This is a genomic window from Sellimonas catena (assembly GCF_027924685.1).
In the GTDB taxonomy this organism is placed as follows: domain Bacteria; phylum Bacillota; class Clostridia; order Lachnospirales; family Lachnospiraceae; genus Sellimonas; species Sellimonas catena.
Window position 1 is genome coordinate 1 of the sequence record NZ_BSBO01000004.1, and the last position, 18,284, is coordinate 18,284.

The 18,284-nt window shown below is 46.5% G+C and carries 23 protein-coding genes, 2 tRNA genes and 1 pseudogene; 11 read left to right on the forward strand and 15 right to left on the reverse strand.

All coding sequences use genetic code 11. The features are described from left to right. Positions 1–96 precede the first annotated feature (96 nt). The gene (locus tag Selli1_RS02655; RefSeq protein WP_281872261.1) at positions 97–816 is read right to left on the reverse strand and encodes a hypothetical protein; all 720 of its coding nucleotides are present in this window, start codon (positions 814–816) and stop codon (positions 97–99) included. Between the two features lie 217 nt (positions 817–1,033). Beyond that, positions 1,034–1,369: a cyclic-di-AMP receptor gene (locus Selli1_RS02660; RefSeq protein ID WP_281872262.1), complete on the reverse strand. Its 336-nt coding sequence runs from the start codon at positions 1,367–1,369 to the stop codon at positions 1,034–1,036. A gap of 183 nt (positions 1,370–1,552) precedes the next feature. Here Selli1_RS02660 and Selli1_RS02665 point away from each other — a divergent pair, with 183 nt between their 5' ends. From Selli1_RS02665 to Selli1_RS02685, 5 genes are all read left to right on the forward strand, one after another. Then, complete coding sequence (locus Selli1_RS02665; protein WP_087168796.1) at positions 1,553–1,828, forward strand: metal-sensing transcriptional repressor; 276 nt, start codon at positions 1,553–1,555, stop codon at positions 1,826–1,828. A gap of 78 nt (positions 1,829–1,906) precedes the next feature. Then, on the forward strand, positions 1,907–2,527 hold the full coding sequence (locus Selli1_RS02670) for a superoxide dismutase (RefSeq protein WP_242959086.1): 621 nt from the start codon (positions 1,907–1,909) through the stop codon (positions 2,525–2,527). 74 nt (positions 2,528–2,601) lie between these two features. Further along, complete coding sequence (locus tag Selli1_RS02675) at positions 2,602–4,485, forward strand: heavy metal translocating P-type ATPase (protein ID WP_281872263.1); 1,884 nt, start codon at positions 2,602–2,604, stop codon at positions 4,483–4,485. Between the two features lie 51 nt (positions 4,486–4,536). Beyond that, a complete protein-coding gene (locus Selli1_RS02680) occupies positions 4,537–4,770 on the forward strand; it encodes a hypothetical protein (protein ID WP_281872264.1) in 234 nt (77 codons plus the stop codon). A 38-nt stretch (positions 4,771–4,808) separates the two neighbouring features. Then, positions 4,809–5,336 carry an aryl-sulfate sulfotransferase gene (locus Selli1_RS02685; protein WP_281872292.1) on the forward strand — a complete coding sequence of 176 codons (528 nt, stop codon included), beginning with the start codon at positions 4,809–4,811 and terminating at the stop codon, positions 5,334–5,336. A gap of 65 nt (positions 5,337–5,401) precedes the next feature. Here Selli1_RS02685 and Selli1_RS02690 read toward each other — a convergent pair whose 3' ends face one another. The 8 genes from Selli1_RS02690 to Selli1_RS02725 all read right to left on the reverse strand — a co-directional run bounded on the left by Selli1_RS02690 (position 5,402) and on the right by Selli1_RS02725 (position 13,026). Continuing rightward, positions 5,402–6,346: a transketolase family protein gene (locus tag Selli1_RS02690; protein WP_118636863.1), complete on the reverse strand. Its 945-nt coding sequence runs from the start codon at positions 6,344–6,346 to the stop codon at positions 5,402–5,404. Then, positions 6,334–7,170, reverse strand: coding sequence for a transketolase (locus Selli1_RS02695; RefSeq protein ID WP_087255446.1), 837 nt, complete (start codon positions 7,168–7,170; stop codon positions 6,334–6,336). The genes Selli1_RS02690 and Selli1_RS02695 overlap by 13 nt, the downstream gene beginning before the upstream one ends. Positions 7,171–7,203: 33 nt before the next feature. Next, a complete protein-coding gene (gene fsa / locus Selli1_RS02700) occupies positions 7,204–7,857 on the reverse strand; it encodes a fructose-6-phosphate aldolase (protein WP_087168802.1) in 654 nt (217 codons plus the stop codon). Positions 7,858–8,124: 267 nt separating this feature from the next. Then, a complete protein-coding gene (locus tag Selli1_RS02705) occupies positions 8,125–9,216 on the reverse strand; it encodes a LacI family DNA-binding transcriptional regulator (RefSeq protein ID WP_118636865.1) in 1,092 nt (363 codons plus the stop codon). A 123-nt stretch (positions 9,217–9,339) separates the two neighbouring features. Continuing rightward, positions 9,340–9,936 carry a recombination mediator RecR gene (recR, locus tag Selli1_RS02710; RefSeq protein ID WP_087168804.1) on the reverse strand — a complete coding sequence of 199 codons (597 nt, stop codon included), beginning with the start codon at positions 9,934–9,936 and terminating at the stop codon, positions 9,340–9,342. An 18-nt stretch (positions 9,937–9,954) separates the two neighbouring features. Beyond that, the gene (locus tag Selli1_RS02715; protein WP_087168805.1) at positions 9,955–10,308 is read right to left on the reverse strand and encodes a YbaB/EbfC family nucleoid-associated protein; all 354 of its coding nucleotides are present in this window, start codon (positions 10,306–10,308) and stop codon (positions 9,955–9,957) included. A gap of 12 nt (positions 10,309–10,320) precedes the next feature. Further along, positions 10,321–11,901: a DNA polymerase III subunit gamma/tau gene (gene dnaX, locus Selli1_RS02720; RefSeq protein ID WP_087168806.1), complete on the reverse strand. Its 1,581-nt coding sequence runs from the start codon at positions 11,899–11,901 to the stop codon at positions 10,321–10,323. 42 nt (positions 11,902–11,943) lie between these two features. Beyond that, positions 11,944–13,026 (reverse strand): 6-phosphofructokinase, encoded by a 1,083-nt coding sequence (locus Selli1_RS02725; protein WP_087168865.1) that lies wholly within the window; start codon positions 13,024–13,026, stop codon positions 11,944–11,946. A 216-nt stretch (positions 13,027–13,242) separates the two neighbouring features. Between Selli1_RS02725 and Selli1_RS02730 the strand changes: the two genes are divergently transcribed. Continuing rightward, on the forward strand, positions 13,243–14,106 hold the full coding sequence (locus Selli1_RS02730; RefSeq protein WP_087168807.1) for a methionyl aminopeptidase: 864 nt from the start codon (positions 13,243–13,245) through the stop codon (positions 14,104–14,106). A gap of 79 nt (positions 14,107–14,185) precedes the next feature. Here the strand turns inward: Selli1_RS02730 and Selli1_RS02735 are convergent. The 5 genes from Selli1_RS02735 to Selli1_RS02755 all read right to left on the reverse strand — a co-directional run bounded on the left by Selli1_RS02735 (position 14,186) and on the right by Selli1_RS02755 (position 15,641). After that, positions 14,186–14,256, reverse strand: a tRNA-Gly gene (locus Selli1_RS02735). A 3-nt stretch (positions 14,257–14,259) separates the two neighbouring features. Next, positions 14,260–14,332 (reverse strand) — tRNA-Phe (locus Selli1_RS02740). A gap of 130 nt (positions 14,333–14,462) precedes the next feature. Further along, a complete protein-coding gene (locus tag Selli1_RS02745; protein WP_087168808.1) occupies positions 14,463–14,786 on the reverse strand; it encodes a YjcN family protein in 324 nt (107 codons plus the stop codon). A 242-nt stretch (positions 14,787–15,028) separates the two neighbouring features. Then, positions 15,029–15,508 (reverse strand): hypothetical protein, encoded by a 480-nt coding sequence (locus Selli1_RS02750; protein WP_281872265.1) that lies wholly within the window; start codon positions 15,506–15,508, stop codon positions 15,029–15,031. Then, entirely contained in the window at positions 15,486–15,641 is a 156-nt protein-coding gene (locus tag Selli1_RS02755) for a hypothetical protein (protein ID WP_158099306.1), read from the reverse strand. The genes Selli1_RS02750 and Selli1_RS02755 overlap by 23 nt, the downstream gene beginning before the upstream one ends. Before the next feature lie 103 nt (positions 15,642–15,744). Between Selli1_RS02755 and Selli1_RS02760 the strand changes: the two genes are divergently transcribed. From Selli1_RS02760 to Selli1_RS18460, 5 genes and pseudogenes are all read left to right on the forward strand, one after another. Beyond that, a complete protein-coding gene (locus Selli1_RS02760) occupies positions 15,745–16,650 on the forward strand; it encodes a RelA/SpoT-related domain-containing protein (RefSeq protein ID WP_243128550.1) in 906 nt (301 codons plus the stop codon). Between the two features lie 13 nt (positions 16,651–16,663). Further along, positions 16,664–16,891: a hypothetical protein gene (locus tag Selli1_RS02765; protein ID WP_087168811.1), complete on the forward strand. Its 228-nt coding sequence runs from the start codon at positions 16,664–16,666 to the stop codon at positions 16,889–16,891. Continuing rightward, on the forward strand, positions 16,884–17,417 hold the full coding sequence (locus Selli1_RS02770; RefSeq protein ID WP_087168812.1) for a hypothetical protein: 534 nt from the start codon (positions 16,884–16,886) through the stop codon (positions 17,415–17,417). The genes Selli1_RS02765 and Selli1_RS02770 overlap by 8 nt, the downstream gene beginning before the upstream one ends. Positions 17,418–17,795: 378 nt before the next feature. Beyond that, a pseudogene (locus tag Selli1_RS18455) lies at positions 17,796–17,954 on the forward strand (RNHCP domain-containing protein); the annotation flags it as partial. A 1-nt stretch (position 17,955) separates the two neighbouring features. Continuing rightward, on the forward strand, positions 17,956–18,210 hold the full coding sequence (locus Selli1_RS18460; protein WP_243128551.1) for an RNHCP domain-containing protein: 255 nt from the start codon (positions 17,956–17,958) through the stop codon (positions 18,208–18,210). Positions 18,211–18,284: the final 74 nt, after the last annotated feature.

The window sequence follows — 18,284 nt, forward strand, 5'->3', positions numbered from 1 at the left end:
TTACGTGTTTTATTTTGCAACTAACATCATAAAGAAAAACTGTATGATTGGGAAGTAGGGATTTTCTCTGCTTCCCTTTTTATTTAGGAAAAATTCCTATTTTTGCCAATAATAATTATACACTAACATCAGAATAACAAGCAAAAGAAATGTGCTTGCCGCATAGAGGAAACGGTTATTCTGCTTCTGGTCCGCCTTCTCCAGTTTTGCTTTCACGATACTGCGAAAATCCTTCGCAGCCCGATCCGCAATAGATTCACTGGGAGTAATCCTGTTTTCTTTCCGTGAGGAAATCATATAATTCTGCATCTCCGGATTTTTTTCATAATAAATGTAATGTCCATTGATTTCCATCAGTTCTTCATATTTATAGGCATAAAACTTTTCTTCTCTGTCTTTCGGATCTTTCATAATAAAAACCGTATTCTCTTCACCGAAATACGTTTTATGTATCTTCTCCAGCGCTTCATCCGTGCCCGGCTTTCTGGACGGGTCAATCAGAAACCACCCGACAAGCGACTGATTGCCGAAATATTCCTTACAGTCTTTCATTCCCGCTTCTACGGCAGCTTCCGCGAGATTCAGCTGATTTTCATTTTTTACAATCTCCGATATCCTGACGGCTCCCGATATATATACGCAGTCCTGATCTTCTACCTGTCCTGTTTCTCCGATCAGGAAAGCCCCTTTCGGCTCTTCATCCGTTTTATCGCAAAGCTGGTTCAAGAATGTATCTACATAGTCTTCCACATAAATCTTGGGACTGTCACATACATTCCCTATCTGACGTACATTTTTCGGAAATTGTTTTTCCATATATTCTCACCTCATATTCATATTTTTTCTCATCATATCATAGCGGTAACGCTGATTTTATCGCTTTATGTCAGCGGGTTCCAAGAAAAATACGACACATCCGGCGAAAAAAACGGAAGACTCGTGTCTTTTTGCACAAGTCTTCCGGTATTTTTCATGTATTTTGTTTTCCCAGGGCGTGTTTTGTCAACTTTGCGCCTCTCTTTTACTCTGACCGTCAGATTCTCTTGAACTGTTCCACATTCAGTACGAATACCGTGGCACCGCCGACTTCAACGGTAATCGGGATATAGGAATAACTGATCATAGACAGGTCTCCCTGCGGATATGGTGTCGTTACTTCCACCTGTTTTCTCTTTGCACATTCTTCCTGAAGAATTTCAAAAACTTCTTCCACCTGTTCGTCTTCCACACCAAGCATCAATGTTGTATTTCCCCGTCTCAGGAATCCTCCGGTACTGGATAATCTTGTCACGCGGAATTTCTTTTCATTCAGATGCCTGACGGCTTTATTCGTATCATCGTCATGTACAACCGCAAAAATCAACTTCATAAGGAACGCCCCTTTCATTTTTATTTAACAGAATTATACCATATTAGTACGCGAATTACACATAAATTTGATTAAAATTCAAAAATTTACAATCTTTACCCGGCGTACCTTGACATTCTTCTTATTATACCTGATAATTATGGAATACATATACCCCTAACGGTATGAGAAGGAGGCATTACTATGAAACAATGTATTGATTCTCAAAATCTCCACCGCCGTCTCAGGAAAATCATCGGCCAGGTCCAGGCCATCGACCGGATGATTGATGAAGACGTTCCTTGCGAAGACATTCTCTCGCAGATCAATGCTGCTAAATCCGCCCTCCACAAAGCGGGTCAGGTCGTTCTGGAGGGCCATATTCAGCACTGTGTACGCGACGGAATCGAACACGGAGACGCTGATGAAACGATTGCAAAATTTACAAAAGCTGTTGAACGTTTTGCAAACATGATCTGAAAAATAAACCGGTTTTGTCATTTCTCTTCCGATATCTGCTTATATTGTCATTAGAACAGCAAAAGGAGGTATCAAACCTTGATTACAGAAATGACCTGGCCTTTTCATCTTCCGCCGCTTCCCTATCCGTATGATGCGCTGGAGCCGTTTATCGACCGCGAGACGATGTGTCTGCACCATGACAGGCATTTTCGGACTTATGTGGATAATCTGAATGACGCTCTTGTGAATGCTCCCGAGTATCATTCCTGGACACTGACAAAGCTCCTGTCCCGTCTGGAAGATATTCCGGAGCCTCTTCGTACTTCTGTACGCAACAATGGGGGCGGTGTGTACAGCCATGACCTTTACTTTGATCTCATGGCCCCGCCGGGACAGGAAATTGCTCCGGCCATCCTGGAATACTATGACACCGGCCGGCAATTTTTCTCGGACATGAAGACGGCCGCCCTTGGACAGTTCGGATCCGGCTGCGCGTGGCTGGTTATCAGTCCGGACGGCTCTCCCGCCATCATGGCTCTTCCGAATCAGGACAATCCGCTCACACTCGGTTTCTACCCGGTACTCCCTCTGGATGTCTGGGAACATGCATATTATCTGAAATATCATAATCTACGCAGCAGCTATATCGACAACTGGTTCCATATCATCAACTGGGAAGCTGTTTCAGAACGGCTGCTTTCCTTTTTTCTTCCTTGACAACCCATACCCCTATAGGTATAATTTTCTTAAACATATACCTGTATGGGTATAAAGAAAGGAGAAGAATACTTATGAAAACACTGGAACGTATTCTGGAATGGGGCGGAATCAAAAAGGATATCATCTTTCTTTCCATATCACTTGCGGCTCTTCTTGCGAGTCTTTTCGGGATCCGTCCCTTTCCTTTTGATCTGGCATGGATTTCCGTGATCCTGTGCGGAATACCGATCATACTGGAGGCAGTCATCGGTCTTGTGACGGCCTTTGACATCAAGGCCGATGTGCTTGTCTCTATCGCGCTGATTGCTTCCCTGATCATCGGTGAAGACTTTGCGGCCGGCGAGGTGGCCTTCATCATGCAGCTTGGTGCTCTTCTGGAGGATCTTACTGTTTCAAAAGCCCGTGCCGGGATTGAGAAGCTTGTCCATCTCACGCCGCGGACAGCAAGGCGGATTACTTCCGGCGGTGAAGAAATCATCCCTGCAAGCGATGTAATTGCCGGCGATCTGCTGCGCGTTCTTCCGGGCGAGACAATTCCCGTGGACGGCATCATTACATCCGGACAGACTTCCATCAACCAGGCCGTCATGACAGGAGAATCTCTCCCTGTCGACAAAGAGGCCGGCGATGATGTCTCAAGCGGCACTGTCAATCTCTACGGCTCTTTTGATATGAAAGCACTGAGGGTAGGTGAAGACAGCTCTATCCAGAGAATGATCCGTCTTGTGCAGTCTGCCGATGCCGGAAAGGCAAAGATTGTCGGAATTGCCGACAGGTGGGCCACCTGGATTGTCATCATTGCTCTTGTGTCGGCTGTTCTTACATGGTTTTTCACCGGTGAGATCATCCGTGCCGTAACAATTCTTGTTGTATTCTGCCCGTGCGCCCTTGTTCTTGCCACCCCTACCGCCATTATGGCAGCCATCGGAAACGCAACCAAACATGGATTTCTTGTCCGGGAAGGAGATGCCCTTGAGAGGCTTTCCATGGTAAAAAAGATCGCTTTTGACAAAACCGGAACACTGACCGAGGGAAATCTGCATGTAGAGACCATCCACAGTATTCTTCCAGGACTTTCAGACACGGACCTTTTCCGTCTTACGGCTTCATCCGAGCTTCGCTCCGAGCATCCTCTCGGCAAGGCGGTCGTCTCTGATTTTCAGAAACAGACACAGTCTGCCCCGGCTTCTCCGAAAGAATTTCACATGATTCCCGGACGCGGAGTATCTGCCAAAGTGGGTGGACACGCCATTCTTGCGGGAAATGAGCAGCTGTTAAAAGAGCATACGGATACATTTTCGGACGAGCTCCCTGCCCGGGCTTCTTCCTGGCTGGATGAGGGATGCACAGTTATTTACGTAGCTGTTGACGGCAAGGCTGCCGGATTTCTCGTTCTTGCCGATACCCTCCGGGAAGACGCTGCCGAAACCATCCGCCAGGTCAAGTCTACCGGCGTATCTCCAGTTCTTCTGACCGGAGACCACCGAAATGCCGCGGCGCACATTGCAGACGTGCTGCACATCGAAGAAGTTTACTCCGGCTGTCTTCCGCAGGAGAAACTTTCCTGGATTGAACAGTCCCAGAAACGGCAGATACAAGTCTGCATGATCGGGGATGGAATCAATGATGCTCCGTCTCTGAAAAAAGCATTTGTCGGGATTGCAATGGGCGGGGTTGGAAGTGATATCGCTGTGGATGCGGCAGATATCGCGCTCGTAAATGATGACATCCGGGAACTTCCTCATTTGATTGCCCTGTCACGGAAAATGATGTTTACAATCCGCTGCAACCTCACCTTTTCCATGGCACTGAATTTTCTCGCGATCATTCTTGCCATCCTTGGAATTTTAAACCCGGTTGTCGGCGCGTTAGTACACAATGCAGGCTCTGTGTTTGTCATCATTCATTCCGCCTTCCTTTTGACTTTCAAAAATCACAGTTTTCTCAAGAAGTGATTACGAATCCTTCACATAATTATTACAGAATTATGATGGAGGTGATATATTTTGAAAGCAAAACCCAAACTACTATCTACATGTCTTTGTATTCTTTTAAGCGGCTGTATGCTGACTGCCTGCTCTGATTCTTCCGGGACGGCCGGGGACGCTGCAGCCGCTTCTGATACTTCTGAAACGGAAATTGAAAACGAAGGAGTCCTGACACTGGATTCCGAAGATGATATCGACACCGTTTATACGCTGGATTATCAGAATAACATTTCCGATATGATTGGATTCTAAGTTCCCGGGAAACATCCAGCATCATCAAGATCAGCGATATTTACGGCAGTCCGACCGTGGATTATCTCATCAGTTCCGACCAGTTCTGGGAGGGAACCGGATATGAAAATCTTCTTCTTGAGCAGGTTGGAGACTTTACGCTCCAGGCAGGACAGCACTGCGTGACCTATGAGACTTCCGATGAATTATCCGACGGACAGTATTATCTGACCATGTACAATAACAATAATGCTACAATCAGCACCCGTGACTACGACTATGACAGTGATGAAAATTATGACGGCACCTATTCCGGAACCGAAGGGGATGAGTCCTATTATTATAAATATCTTGTCGATGAAACTGCCGGAACCTTTACACTTGTTGACAGCGTCCCTGTCACCTATTCCGGCTACGTCAGCTCCGTACAGCAGGTTGGTGACAATCTTCTGACGGACAGTGGAAGCGCCTTTGAGGCAAATGAATTTGATCAGGACCACAACCTGATCCAGACCTTAACGGGAAGTGGAGCTACCTGGTGGTACCGTGTCTTTAAATACGACTACAGCGGCTACTGGTTCGCATAACAATCCCGCAAATGCAGACAAAAGGGCCCTCCCGCAAATGCGGGAGGGCCCTTTTTTTATTTTCTCTATTTCTCTACGAACGTTTTTACTTTCTTATAGATGCTTTCGCCGTCCAGTTCGTATTTTTTGATCAGTTCGACTGCCGGTCCGGATTCTCCGAAGACATCGTTGACACCGATTTTCATGACCTTTGCACATGCTGTCTCAGCTACTACGTCGCAGACAGCGCTACCAAGTCCGCCGATGACAGAGTGTTCTTCCACTGTCACGATCTTTCCGGTCTTTTCAGCTGCTTTTAAAACAGCTTCCCTGTCCAGTGGTTTGATGGTGTGCATATTGATGACTTCTGCCTGGATTCCATCTTCTGCAAGCTTTTCTGCCGCTACCAGAGCCTCATTTACTTCAAGTCCTGCTGCGATGATTGCCACGTCGCTTCCTTCGCGCAGAGTGATAGCTTTTCCAAGTTCAAATTTGTAGTCCGGATTGTCATTGATCACCGGCACAGCCAGACGTCCGAAACGCAGATAAACCGGTCCTTCGTGCTCATATGCCGCTTTTACTGCCGCCTTTGCTTCTACATCATCAGAAGGCACAATCACGGTCATTCCCGGAATCGTTCTCATCAGGGCGATGTCCTCGTTGCACTGATGGGTTGCTCCGTCTTCTCCTACGGAGATACCCGCATGGGTTGCACCGATCTTGACGTTGAGCTTCGGATATCCGATGGAGTTTCTCACCTGTTCAAATGCACGTCCTGCCGCAAACATGGCAAAAGAACTTGCAAACGGAACCTTTCCTGTCGCTGCAAGACCTGCCGCAACTCCCATCATATTTCCCTCTGCGATTCCGCAGTCAATGTGGCGCTCCGGAAATGCCTTCTTAAAGGTTCCTGTCTTTGTCGCGCCGGCAAGGTCCGCATCCAGTACAATCACGTCTTCATGCTCTTTTCCAAGTTCTACCAAAGCATTACCGTAGCTTTCCCGTGTTGCGATTTTCTTTACTTCTGACATAATGCTTCACCTGCTTTCTCTAATTCTTCCATTGCGACTTTATACTGCTCTTCATTCGGAGCGGAGCCGTGCCAGGATACCTGGTTCTCCATATAGGAAACTCCTTTTCCCTTAACTGTCTTTGCGATGATTGCTGTCGGCATTCCCTTAGTCTCTTTTGCTTCTTTGAATGCTGCTCTTAATGAATCAAAATCATGCCCGTCCACATTGATCACATGGAAATTAAAGGCCTCAAATTTCTTGTCGATCGGGTATGGAGAGTTGACTTCCTCGATTGTTCCGTCGATCTGAAGGTTGTTGTTATCCACGATCACAACAAGATTGTCAAGCTTTCTGTGACCTGCAAGCATAGATGCCTCCCACACCTGTCCTTCCTGAATCTCTCCGTCTCCGACCAGTGTGTATACACGGTAGTCATCTCCGGATAATTTCGCGGAAATGGCCATTCCGACTGCCGCAGAAATTCCCTGTCCGAGGGATCCGCTTGACATGTCCACACCCGGAATGTGTTTCATGTCCGGATGTCCCTGCAGGTAAGAACCTACATGACGGAATGTCTTCAGATCTTCTACCGGGAAGAATCCTCTGTGGGCAAGGGCGGAATAGTAACCCGGTGATGTATGTCCTTTGGAAACCACGAGACGGTCTCTGTCCGCCTTCTTCGGATTCTCAGGATCAATGTTCATCTCTTCAAAATAAAGATAGGTATAAATGTCTGCCGCAGATAAAGATCCGCCCGGATGTCCGGATTTTGCATTATAAACTGCAGTGATAATGCCTTTGCGGACTTCATTGGCAGTTTTCTGTAATTCTAAATTGTCCATGACAATGCCTCCTGTCTCTTTTTCTCCGGAGAATTACTCTCCGAATACCGCTTTGTAGTCAGCCTGGAATTTCTCGATTCCTGCATCTGTCAGCGGATGATGTGTCATCTGTTCAATTACTTTGTACGGTACTGTCGCAATATCTGCTCCTGCAAGCGCACACTCTGTCACATGGATCGGATTTCTAATGCTTGCAGCGATGATCTGTGTCTCGATTCCGGAAACAGCGAACATTTCCGCAATCTCTTCGATCAGTTCTGACCCTTTCACGGAGATATCATCCAGACGTCCGAGGAACGGAGATACATAGGTTGCGCCGGCTCTTGCCGCAAGAAGCGCCTGGTTTGCTGTAAAGATCAGTGTTACATTTGTTTTTACTCCTTCTGCAGAAAGAACTTTCACTGCCTTTAATCCCTCTACTGTCATCGGGATTTTGACTACCATATTCGGATGAATCTTTGCAATCTCACGTCCTTCTGCAATCATGCCTTCTGCATCTGTCGTGGTCGCTTTTACCTCTCCGCTGATCGGTCCGTCTACGATAGATGTGATCTCTTTGATTACTTCGTTAAAATCACGGCCTTCCTTTGCAATCAAAGACGGATTTGTCGTTACTCCGCAGATCACTCCCATATCATTTGCTTTTCTGATCTCTTCCACGTTTGCTGTGTCAACAAAAAATCTCATGTTCTGTGTTCCTCCTTATTTTGGGTTCATGGTTATCATTTGATTTCATTATAAAACCTCGAAATAAGGTGGTCAATACCGCCGGTTTTTTATTAGTAATTTTATAAATTAATAATTTGGTTTTTATTAATTGCTCATCCCTGATTTTTCGTTTGTTTTATGTAAAATTTATGTTTGATTCATTTAAACAGCCACTTATCAGGCCATTTTATGAACATTATATCAATTTCATCCCCGTTTTTATTATTAATATTTTTCAGGAATTCATTAATTTAATTTTTTCGGATAGGATGTGGTGCCTCTTACGATAAGCTTTGGCTCATACTCCACATGGTATGTGCTCACCGGTTCGATTCCGGAATATTTCATTGTTCCGGCAGCAATTTTTTTCATAATAATATCACACGCATCTCTTCCTTTAAATACAACAAAATGCTCCACCGTCGTCAGCGATACCTTATGCATCCTGGCAAACAATGTATTATCGCATCCCATCACCGAGATATCCCCCGGAACCTTATATTTTTCTTCCTGGAGCGCGTCCAGAATCCCGAATGCAATCATGTCGTTCAGTCCGACAATGGCCGTAACCTCCCGCTGCTCCGCCAGCAGTTCTTTCGTCAGATCATAGCCTATCTTATATTCGGAATCGATATTCGCCACATTCATATCATAGGCCTCATCAGCCGCTTTGATGATGACATGGTCTTTGAGCCCCTGCCTGTCAAACTCTTTCAGAAAGCCTTCCACCCGCTTGGAACGCTGCTTCTGCCGGATCGTGAGCGGCGGCGCGATATACGCCACATCCCTGTGACCGAGCTCCAGAAGATGGCGCGCCATCAGACGTCCCAGTTTGGAATTATCAAGCTCCACCGCATCCACGCTCATCTGCTCATTCTGATTGTTTACCACAACAATCGGAATCTTTCCTGCCAGATCCTCGATCATGTCCATATAGCATCTGCTTGGATTACATGTGTAAATGATACCAAGCGGCGAAAGCTCCGGCATCATGCGCAGATACCGTTCTTCCATCTTCAGGCTTCTCTGGGTATTGCAGATAAAAAGCCCGAATCCCGCTTCCTTGGCTCTTGTCTCAATTCCCTGCAGCAGCATGACATAGTAAGGATTCGTCAGGTTGGAGCAGAATACAACAAGCAGTTTCTCTTTTCTGCTTTCTTTTCTGACCTTTCGTTTCGGCGGCTGATAGCCAAGCCTCGCCGCTGTCTTCTCCACTTTTTCCACCGTCTCCTTGGAAAAAGAAACATTGTATTTCTTATTCAGGATCATGGAAACTGTAGACTGGGATACGCCCGCTGCCTTTGCGATGTCTGTCGATGTGATCTTCTTTTTCTTCATCCTCTTCCTCCCATCTGACAAGGTGGCGCAGCTTTCCTTGCGCGCGCGGATTCAAGCCGTCTCCTCTCACCGCAAAAGGAAAGGGATCTACAGAAGTCAGCGGCTTTTGCAATCCCTTTTTTCTTAAAGCTCCGTACGTCCTTCCAGGGCGCGAAGAAGCGTCACTTCATCGATATACTCCAAATCTCCTCCGACCGGAACCCCGCTTGCAATCCTGCTCACCTTGATCCCTGTCGGCTTGATCAGCTTGCTGATGTACATAGCTGTAGTCTCTCCCTCCAGCGTAGAATTGGTCGCGACAATGACCTCATTGACATCTCCCTCCAGCCGGATCATCAGCTCTTTAAGACGAATGTCTCCCGGTCCGATTCCAAGCATCGGGGAAATCGCCCCGTGAAGCACATGATACACACCATTGTACTTTCCGGTCTTTTCATAAGCGGCCAGGTCTCTCGGCGTCTCCACCACCATGATCGTCCCGTGGTCTCTCTGCTCATTTTTACAGATCGGACAGAGCTCGTCATCCGTCAAAGTGCAGCACTCCCTGCAGTACCGGACATTGTTTCTCGCACTGACCATCGTCTCGGCAAGTTTTTCCACCTGCTCCTTCGGCATGTGAATCAGATGAAACGCAAGTCTCTGTGCCGACTTCGGCCCGATACCCGGAAGTCTGGAAAGCTCCTCAATCAGACGGCTGATCTGGTTACTATAGTACTCCATTCTTTTCTCACTCCCGGACTAAAATAATCCTGGCATACCTCCGCCAAGTCCTCCCGTAAGTTTGCTCATTACGGAAGAATTAGCCTCATCCACCTGACGCAGCGCTTCATTTACCGCAGCTACAATCAGATCCTGAAGCATCTCGATATCTTCCGGATCCACTACTTCTTCCTGAAGTTCTACGTTTAACACTTCTCTCTTGCCGGATACCGTCACCTTGACTGCTCCGCCCCCTGCTGTGGCAGAAAACTCTTTTGTCTCCAGCTCCTTAGCCTGTTCTTCCATCTGACGCTGCATCTTCTGCGCCTGTTTCATCAGATTCGCCATGTTCCCCGGCATACCTCCGCCAGGAAAACCTCCACGTTTTGCCATATTATCTTCCTCCTAATCTTCCACTGTGATATCCATATGGATCAGCTGTTCCAGATCTATATAGCTGTCCTCAAATCTGCGGCCCTGCTCGACCTTCCCGACCTCGATTTCGACTTTCTTTCCGGTCCTTTCTACGATCAGATCCTGAATCTCCTTCTTATGGTCTTCGGTCCCGACAACGCCTGCCGCCAGATCATCCGGAAGGATAATCTGAAGCTGGCCTGCATTTCCAACACTGAGCCTTGCCTGTCTGAGATAAACTTTGAGCATTCCGGATGCATCATTTGCTATCATTCTGAAATTTTTTACTACTTCCTTTACATCCTCCGGAAGCGCCTTCGGAACCTCCCTCGGCTGTACCGGCATCTCTCCCGGCATTTCCTGTGCCGTTGGGCCATCCGCCGCCCTGTATCCCTGAGGAGGTGCCTGCGCCACAAGACCCTTCTCCACCTTTTCCTCCAGTGCGCGGATCCGCTCCAGAATCGTATCCTGGCGCGTCTCCATCTGCGGAACGCAGATCCGGATCAATGCCACTTCCAGAAGGACTCTCTTCTGTGTAGCGTACTTCAGCTGATTGCTCAGATCTGAAAAAATCCTGATATAACGCATCAAAGCGTCATTTTCTATCATCTGTGCTTCTTCTTTTAACTGTGCCAGATTTTCTGTTGAAACGTCAAGCACATCCTCCATATTATCAGAACTCTTTGCCAATAGCAAGTTTCTTAAATACCATGTGAAATCCGTGGTAAGCTGGGCAAGCTCTTTTCCCTCCATCACAAGATCGTTTACCGTCTGAAGCACGCCTTTGACATCCCGGTCAATCATTCTGCGCAGCAGGGCACTGTATACATCCGTGTCCACCGCTCCCAGAACACTGAGCACCTTATCGTAGGTAAGCTTCTCTCCGATATGAAAGGCAATGCACTGGTCCAGAAGACTCAGTGCATCCCTCATGGAACCGTCCGCCGCTTTCGCAATGTAGCGGATGGCCCGCTCCTCTACTTCCACCTCTTCTTTTTTCATCAGTTCATTCAGACGTGCTGCAATCGTATCAATCGTAATTCTTCTGAAATCATATCTCTGGCACCTTGACAGGATAGTGATCGGAATCTTGTGAACCTCGGTCGTCGCCAGAATAAAGATCACATATTCCGGCGGCTCCTCCAGCGTCTTTAAAAGCGCGTTGAACGCCCCGATGGAAAGCATATGGACCTCGTCGATGATGTAGACTTTATACCTGCCCTGAGCCGGCCGGTACTCGACTTCCTCCCGGATGCTCCGGATATTGTCAACACCATTGTTGGATGCCGCATCGATCTCCACTACGTTCATGTAAGTTCCCGCCGCGATATTTCTGCACATATCGCACTCTCCGCACGGGCTTCCGTCTACCGGATGCTCACAGTTGACCGCTCTTGCAAAGATCTTTGCCACCGTTGTCTTTCCCGTCCCTCTTGTCCCGCAGAACAGATATGCATGTCCGATTCTTCCTGACTTGATCTGGTTTTTTAATGTAGTTACAATATGGTCCTGCCCCTTTACGTCTTCAAATTCTGCTGGTCGGAACTTCCTGTATAAGGCAGTATAAGACATAATTCATTCTCCTTGTCTGATTTTTCCTGATTCTTCCTCAATCTATTTGTCGCCAAAGCTGATTCCGATTGTACGTGCTTCGCTGATGATCTTCGCTTTCGGATCTACTGTCTTAAGCTTTCCGGCAACCTCTTTGAGCGGAACTTTACATGTCTCGCCCTCCTTGATGGCAACCATATAGCCGTACTCATGACGCAGAATCATCTCTGCCGCAGCCGCGCCAAGCCTTGTCGCAAGAACTCTGTCATACGGGCACGGGGATCCTCCTCTTTGTGTATGCCCCGGAACCGTAATACGGACTTCCTTGTCGCACTTGCTCTCGATCTTCTCTGCCAGTTCATAGGCAACGGACGGATATTTTGCTTTTTTCTTTTCCTGAAGTTCTTTTAATTTCTTCTTCGGAAGCTCAGCCTCCTCCTTGGCAATCGCTCCTTCAGCGACAGCAATGATCGTAAAGCGTTTTCCTGCCGCTGAACGCTTTTTGATATATTCTGCGATCACATTCAGATCATACGGAATCTCAGGAAGCAGAATAATGTCCGCTCCTCCGGCAATCCCTGCATGCAGCGTCACCCATCCTACTTTATGCCCCATTACTTCTATGATAAATACGCGGCTGTGGGATGTGGCTGTTGTATGAATCCGGTCAATCGTATCTGTCGCGATATCCACCGCACTCTGGAAACCAAACGTCATATCCGTACCCCAGAGATCATTGTCGATCGTCTTTGGCAGCGTAATTACATTTAATCCTTCTTCCCTCAACAGATTGGCTGTCTTATGAGTCCCATTTCCGCCAAGGATGACAAGGCAGTCCAGATTCAGTTTATGGTAGGTGTGCTTCATCGCCTCTACCTTGTCCACTCCGTCCTCACCGATTACTCTCATCTGTTTGAACGGCTGTCTGGAAGTACCAAGGATTGTACCTCCGCGTGTCAGAATACCGGAGAAATCCTTCTCGGTCATCATATCAAAAGTAGAATAAATCAATCCTTTATAGCCATCTCTGAATCCGTAAATTTCCACATCTTTTACTTTGGCAAAAATCCCCTTTGCCACACCTCTCATTGCGGCATTGAGTGCCTGGCAGTCACCGCCGCTTGTCAGCATCCCGATTCTCAGCATATGCCCACGTCCTTTCTTTTCATACATTATAACTGTTCCGCCATACATCTGACCTCGTAAAACAGCATGGCCTGACAGTTCCCACATGTTTTTATTATATCTTATTTTTAGGGTGCTAACAACTGCGAAATGCGATATAATAGGAAAAGAGAGGCATATGCCCCCTCGGATTTTGAGAGATTTTACAAATTCAGAAAGACAAAGGAGATAGAGAATATGGAACGAAATGAACCTTGCTGGTGCGGAAGCGGCAAAAAATATAAGAAGTGTCATATGGCGATGGATGAAAAAATCGCTCTTCATGCCGAAAAGGGCGAAATCGTACCGGACCACTCCATGATCAAGACTCCGGAACAGATCGAAAAAATCCGGATCAGCGCCGACTTGAACACCGCTGTCCTCGATCATGTGGCCGCCCACATTCATGCGGGTATGAGCACGGCCGAAATAGATAAGCTCGTCTATGACTTCACAACAGAGCACGGCGGCATCCCTGCCCCGCTTGATTACCAGGGATTCCCAAAGAGTGTCTGCACTTCCATCAACAATGAAATCTGCCACGGAATTCCGGATGAATCCATCATCCTGCAGGAGGGCGATATTGTCAACGTGGACGTTTCCACCATTCTGGACGGATATTTTTCCGATGCTTCCAGAATGTTCTGCATCGGGGAAGTCAGCGAGCGTGCCAGACGTCTCGTACGTGTCACTGAAGAATGTGTGGAGCTCGGACTGAAAGAGGCAAAACCCTGGAATCATCTCGGCGATATCGCAGACGCTATCAACAGCCATGCGAAAGCAAACGGGTACTCCGTTGTGGAAGACATCGGAGGCCACGGCATCGGCCTGGAGTTCCACGAAGAGCCATGGGTCAGCTATGTCACACCAAAGGGAAGCGAGATGCTTCTCGTTCCTGGCATGATGTTTACCATCGAGCCGATGATCAACGAAGGAAGTCCGGATTTCTTTATCGATGAAGACAACGGATGGACTGTCTACACGGAAGACGACGGACTCTCTGCACAGATCGAATACATGGTGCTTATTACAGAAGACGGCGCCGAGGTACTGACGAAATAGCAATGTTCCGGGCAAAGAAAAGGCCGCCGCATCATCTTTACTTGATGATACGGCGGCCTTGCTTTTGAGCAATAAAAAAAGCGGGTGATGGGAATCGAACCCACGTATCCAGCTTGGAAGGCTGGTGTTCTACCATTGAACTACACCCGCGTATGCCCAAAGCCGGAATCGAACCAGCGACACGAGGATTTTCAGTCCTCTGCTCTACCAACTGAGCTATCTGGGCATTTGTCTTGTGCGCTTGGCACATGGACTATTATATGGGTTCCTCTTAGATTTGTCAACACTTTTTTTCAATTTTTCCAATTTATTTTTCGGAATTTTTTCTAATATATCTATTATATGTTCAATTTATCTTATCTAGTGTCATACTCTCCCACATAAATCATCCCATGCCGGTACACCATCCAGGTATCCATTACATCACCCTGCTCCCTGTCGTACGGTGCATCCACAAGTACATAACCGATCTGCCCGTCTTCCAGCTCATGAGGATACCCTTCTGTCGTGATCGATAACGTCAATGCCGCAATCGGATGGCCCGATCTGAGAATTGCAAACCGCGCAGCCCCCTGCGGAAGCATCAGCACGTACATTGCACCAATAATTACAACGAGGGCTATGATCGACAGCCAGAATTTTTTTGTCTTTATCGTACGTATCTTTTTCCTTCTTTTCATCTTCTACACCGCCATTTACAACTTCCCCCTTCTCTAAATTATAACAAAACGGGTCAGAGAGTCCTGAATTTTTTCTTAAAGATTCATTACATCTTGGGTAAAATTTCTGTTGTTTCAGATAAAATGCTTAATAGAATTGTTGCTTAGATGATATTACCTTGTATCCAAATGATAGTTATGATGTGCAGGCCGAAGCCTTGTTGCTTATCGGCCCGCAAAGATCAGTTATTTTTCAACCAAAGTTATGCAATTTCAGAAAGTCTGGATTTTGTTTTTTCAAGTTCACTTTCAAGGCGATTAACCCGAAGCTTAAGAATTTCTTTTTCATTATCAATTTTAACCGCCTCATCCAACTTTCTGCTCAAGTCGAGATGTCCTTCCGCAATAATCTGGATATTCCTGTTCGTCTCATTTTCCAAAGTCAGTTGAACATCTTTAACTATTTTCTCTACACCGGCTACACTTCTTTTGATGTCATTCAGCTCCTGGTTTATTCCGCCGACTTCACTTCTGACATCATTCAGCTCCTGGTTTACTCCGCCGACTTCACTTCTGACATCATTCAGTTCCTGCTTCACTCCATTTACTTCGCCTTTGACACCATCCAGTTCCTTTCTAACGCCGCCAAGTTCTTCTTCAACACATTTGAGCCTATATTCGATTGGATGAAATGTTTTTTCTATAATTCCACTGATTTGTTCAAAATCTTTTGGTTCTAACATATCTCTTTTCCTCCTCTCTCCCTGCCCATTTTGCTTTTGTTCTCTTATCATGCCATGCCCTTTCCGCATTGTCAAGTGCTCCGGCTGCTTTTCCACAAGGCATGTTTTTCACACACATTTTTTCAACATCCATCCCTTCATTCCGTCCCCGGACGTTGATAATCCGGTTCGAAAATGCTATGATAGGGAGGTACCCTGCCAGCAGGGAATTGAACGGAATCAAAGGATATGATCTTATGTTAAAAAAAGAGTTTCTGGAACGTTTTTCGATCAGCGAAGATGAATTTCGCGAGGCGGGACTTGATTGGGATGATCTGTGCTATATTGCAAAAGACTATGCCAGGAAGCTTCCTGAGCTTCAGCGTATCCGGGACGAATTTCTACAGGAATTTATTAAAAATAAGGATCAGAGAACGGGACTTCATTCTTACCGTACCCGTGTCAAGACGCCGTGGCACCTTGTGGAAAAGATTATCCGGAAGCGCTGCGAAAATTATCTGAAATACCGTACGCTCACAAAAGAGAATTACATGAAGTTTGTCACTGACACGATCGGGTTCCGCGGACTAATCCTGTACCGCGAAGACTGGGTGATCTTCCATAAATATCTGATCCAGCATTTTGAAAACAATCCGGATCTTTATATCCACAACTGTATTTCTGATTATCACGCTGACAAAGACCGGTATATGGCCGAACCGCCAAAAGTGCACATGCGTCTGGGAGATTTCAGTGATATTTATTCCGACTGGATCTCCAGCGACAATATCTTCGACCGGAAGCATTACCGCTCTGTCCACTATATTTTGAAGTATCAGGGTGTATACATGGAAGTGCAGATCCGTACTCTTTTCGAGGAGGGATGGGGAGAGATCGACCATCACATTCTCTATCCTTATAAGAAGAGCGACCCGATGCTCACGGAATTTTCCGAGCTTTTAAACCGGCTCTCCGGAATGGGTGATGAAATGGCCTCTTTCTTTAAAAGGCTCTGTGATGTTTCAAGCGAAAATTTCAAGCCGAAGCAGACGATTGTCAACCCAAGGCTGGACTATGAAAAGCCAAAAGAAAAGCTGAACGAAGTTGATCTGAGTTCGATACAGACAGTACAGGATGCCATTGACAGCATCGCAAAAGAATAAAGGAGGGATTCCCATGAATCAGAGACCACTGCCGGGCATTCCCGAGGCGATCAGCCAGTCTGCCGACCGCATGATGGAGCGTATCCAAAGCGGAAAGATCCGCAAACACCTGCTTGGAAGTACCTCTCACGTCCGTTACAGCACCATTGAGGATATCGAGTTGAATTCCTACTGCGATTTTGTAAAATCCAAGCTGTTTTTTGATATTATAAAACTGGAAGGAGCAGATCATCATGAATGATATCGAGACCATCTATACACAGTACGAAGATATCGTGGCCGAATTTTCCGAACAGGTCATCAAGAACCGTTACTCTTCGCTTTATAAAGAATGTATTGTATTTCTGGAAAGCCTTGGCATCCACGACAGCGTCCGGATCGATGAAACCATTCTGACCCATGCAGTCATGGATTATTTTACGGATATTTCACGCATGAAGGAATTTCACCATATGAGGCACATCAGTGAGCGGAAGGTGCTTGCCTATGAAACCTACTGGCTTCTTCGCCGGAAACCTTTTCAGGTAATGAAGACCGACGGCGAAGAGGAGTTCTGGGCTTTCCTCAACGAAAAATTCGCGTTTACACGGATCGCTTCTTTCCTGACACGCGACCAGAAATCCGTGATTCTGGATGAAGCATCCAAAAAAGCATTCCTCAACTTTCTGGATACCCTTTACTATTTTCTAAAATACAGAGACTATGATCCGAAAATGCTGGAGCTCGTCATTATGGGCTTTCAGGCAGGGCAGCTGATCCATTCATAGGGGCTGTCACTGCCTGAAAACGGCGTTTTTTCTTTACAATTCCACTTCCATATGATATGATAAAAAAAATCTTAAAGCAGAAGGGAGAGAAGTGGATGTCGGCGAATCGTAAATAACAGGGCAATAAATTTTGTTTTCATCTGAAAGATGATGAGTTTTTTATTGTACTCTTTTTTACGATTGAAATCGGATCGCACTTCTCAGAAGAAAAGTGTTTTTTGCGCTGTCAGAAAGAGCATGTCCGCATACCGGAGATGCCTGGCGGCCGCATATCGGTACATGAGATAACTCATCTTTCAGGAGTTATCTTTTTTTATTGCCCTGCACAGACAATTGGAAATCAACGAAAATGTATTTGTGTAAGGGAGATAACTGACAATGAACCGTGAAAACAAAAAGAAAAAATACGAAAAAGGATACTACAAAACTCACCCATGCAAGGACAGCTTCACCTGTAAGGTGTGCGGACGCCCTGTCGTTTCAGCAGGCGCAGGAACGGACCACCGCAACCACTGCCCGAACTGCCTGTCCAGCCTGCATGTGGACATCGAACCGGGAGACAGGGAATCTGACTGCGGAGGCATCATGGACCCGCAAGAACGGCGAATGGGCCATCATCCACCGCTGCCGCCGATGCGGAAAGCTTTCATCCAACCGGATTGCCGCCGATGACAATCCAATGAAACTCATGTCCATCGCCATGAAGCCATTGTGTCTGCCGCCCTTCCCGCTGGAAAGGATTGAAGAACTGACACTCCTCATGGGTGGAGACGGAACGCTGTCCCGCAAATAGTTTTAATGTGTATAAGTTTTCATTTTTGCACAAATTATTCGTAATTATGCATATTTTTTTCAGAATAATTCATC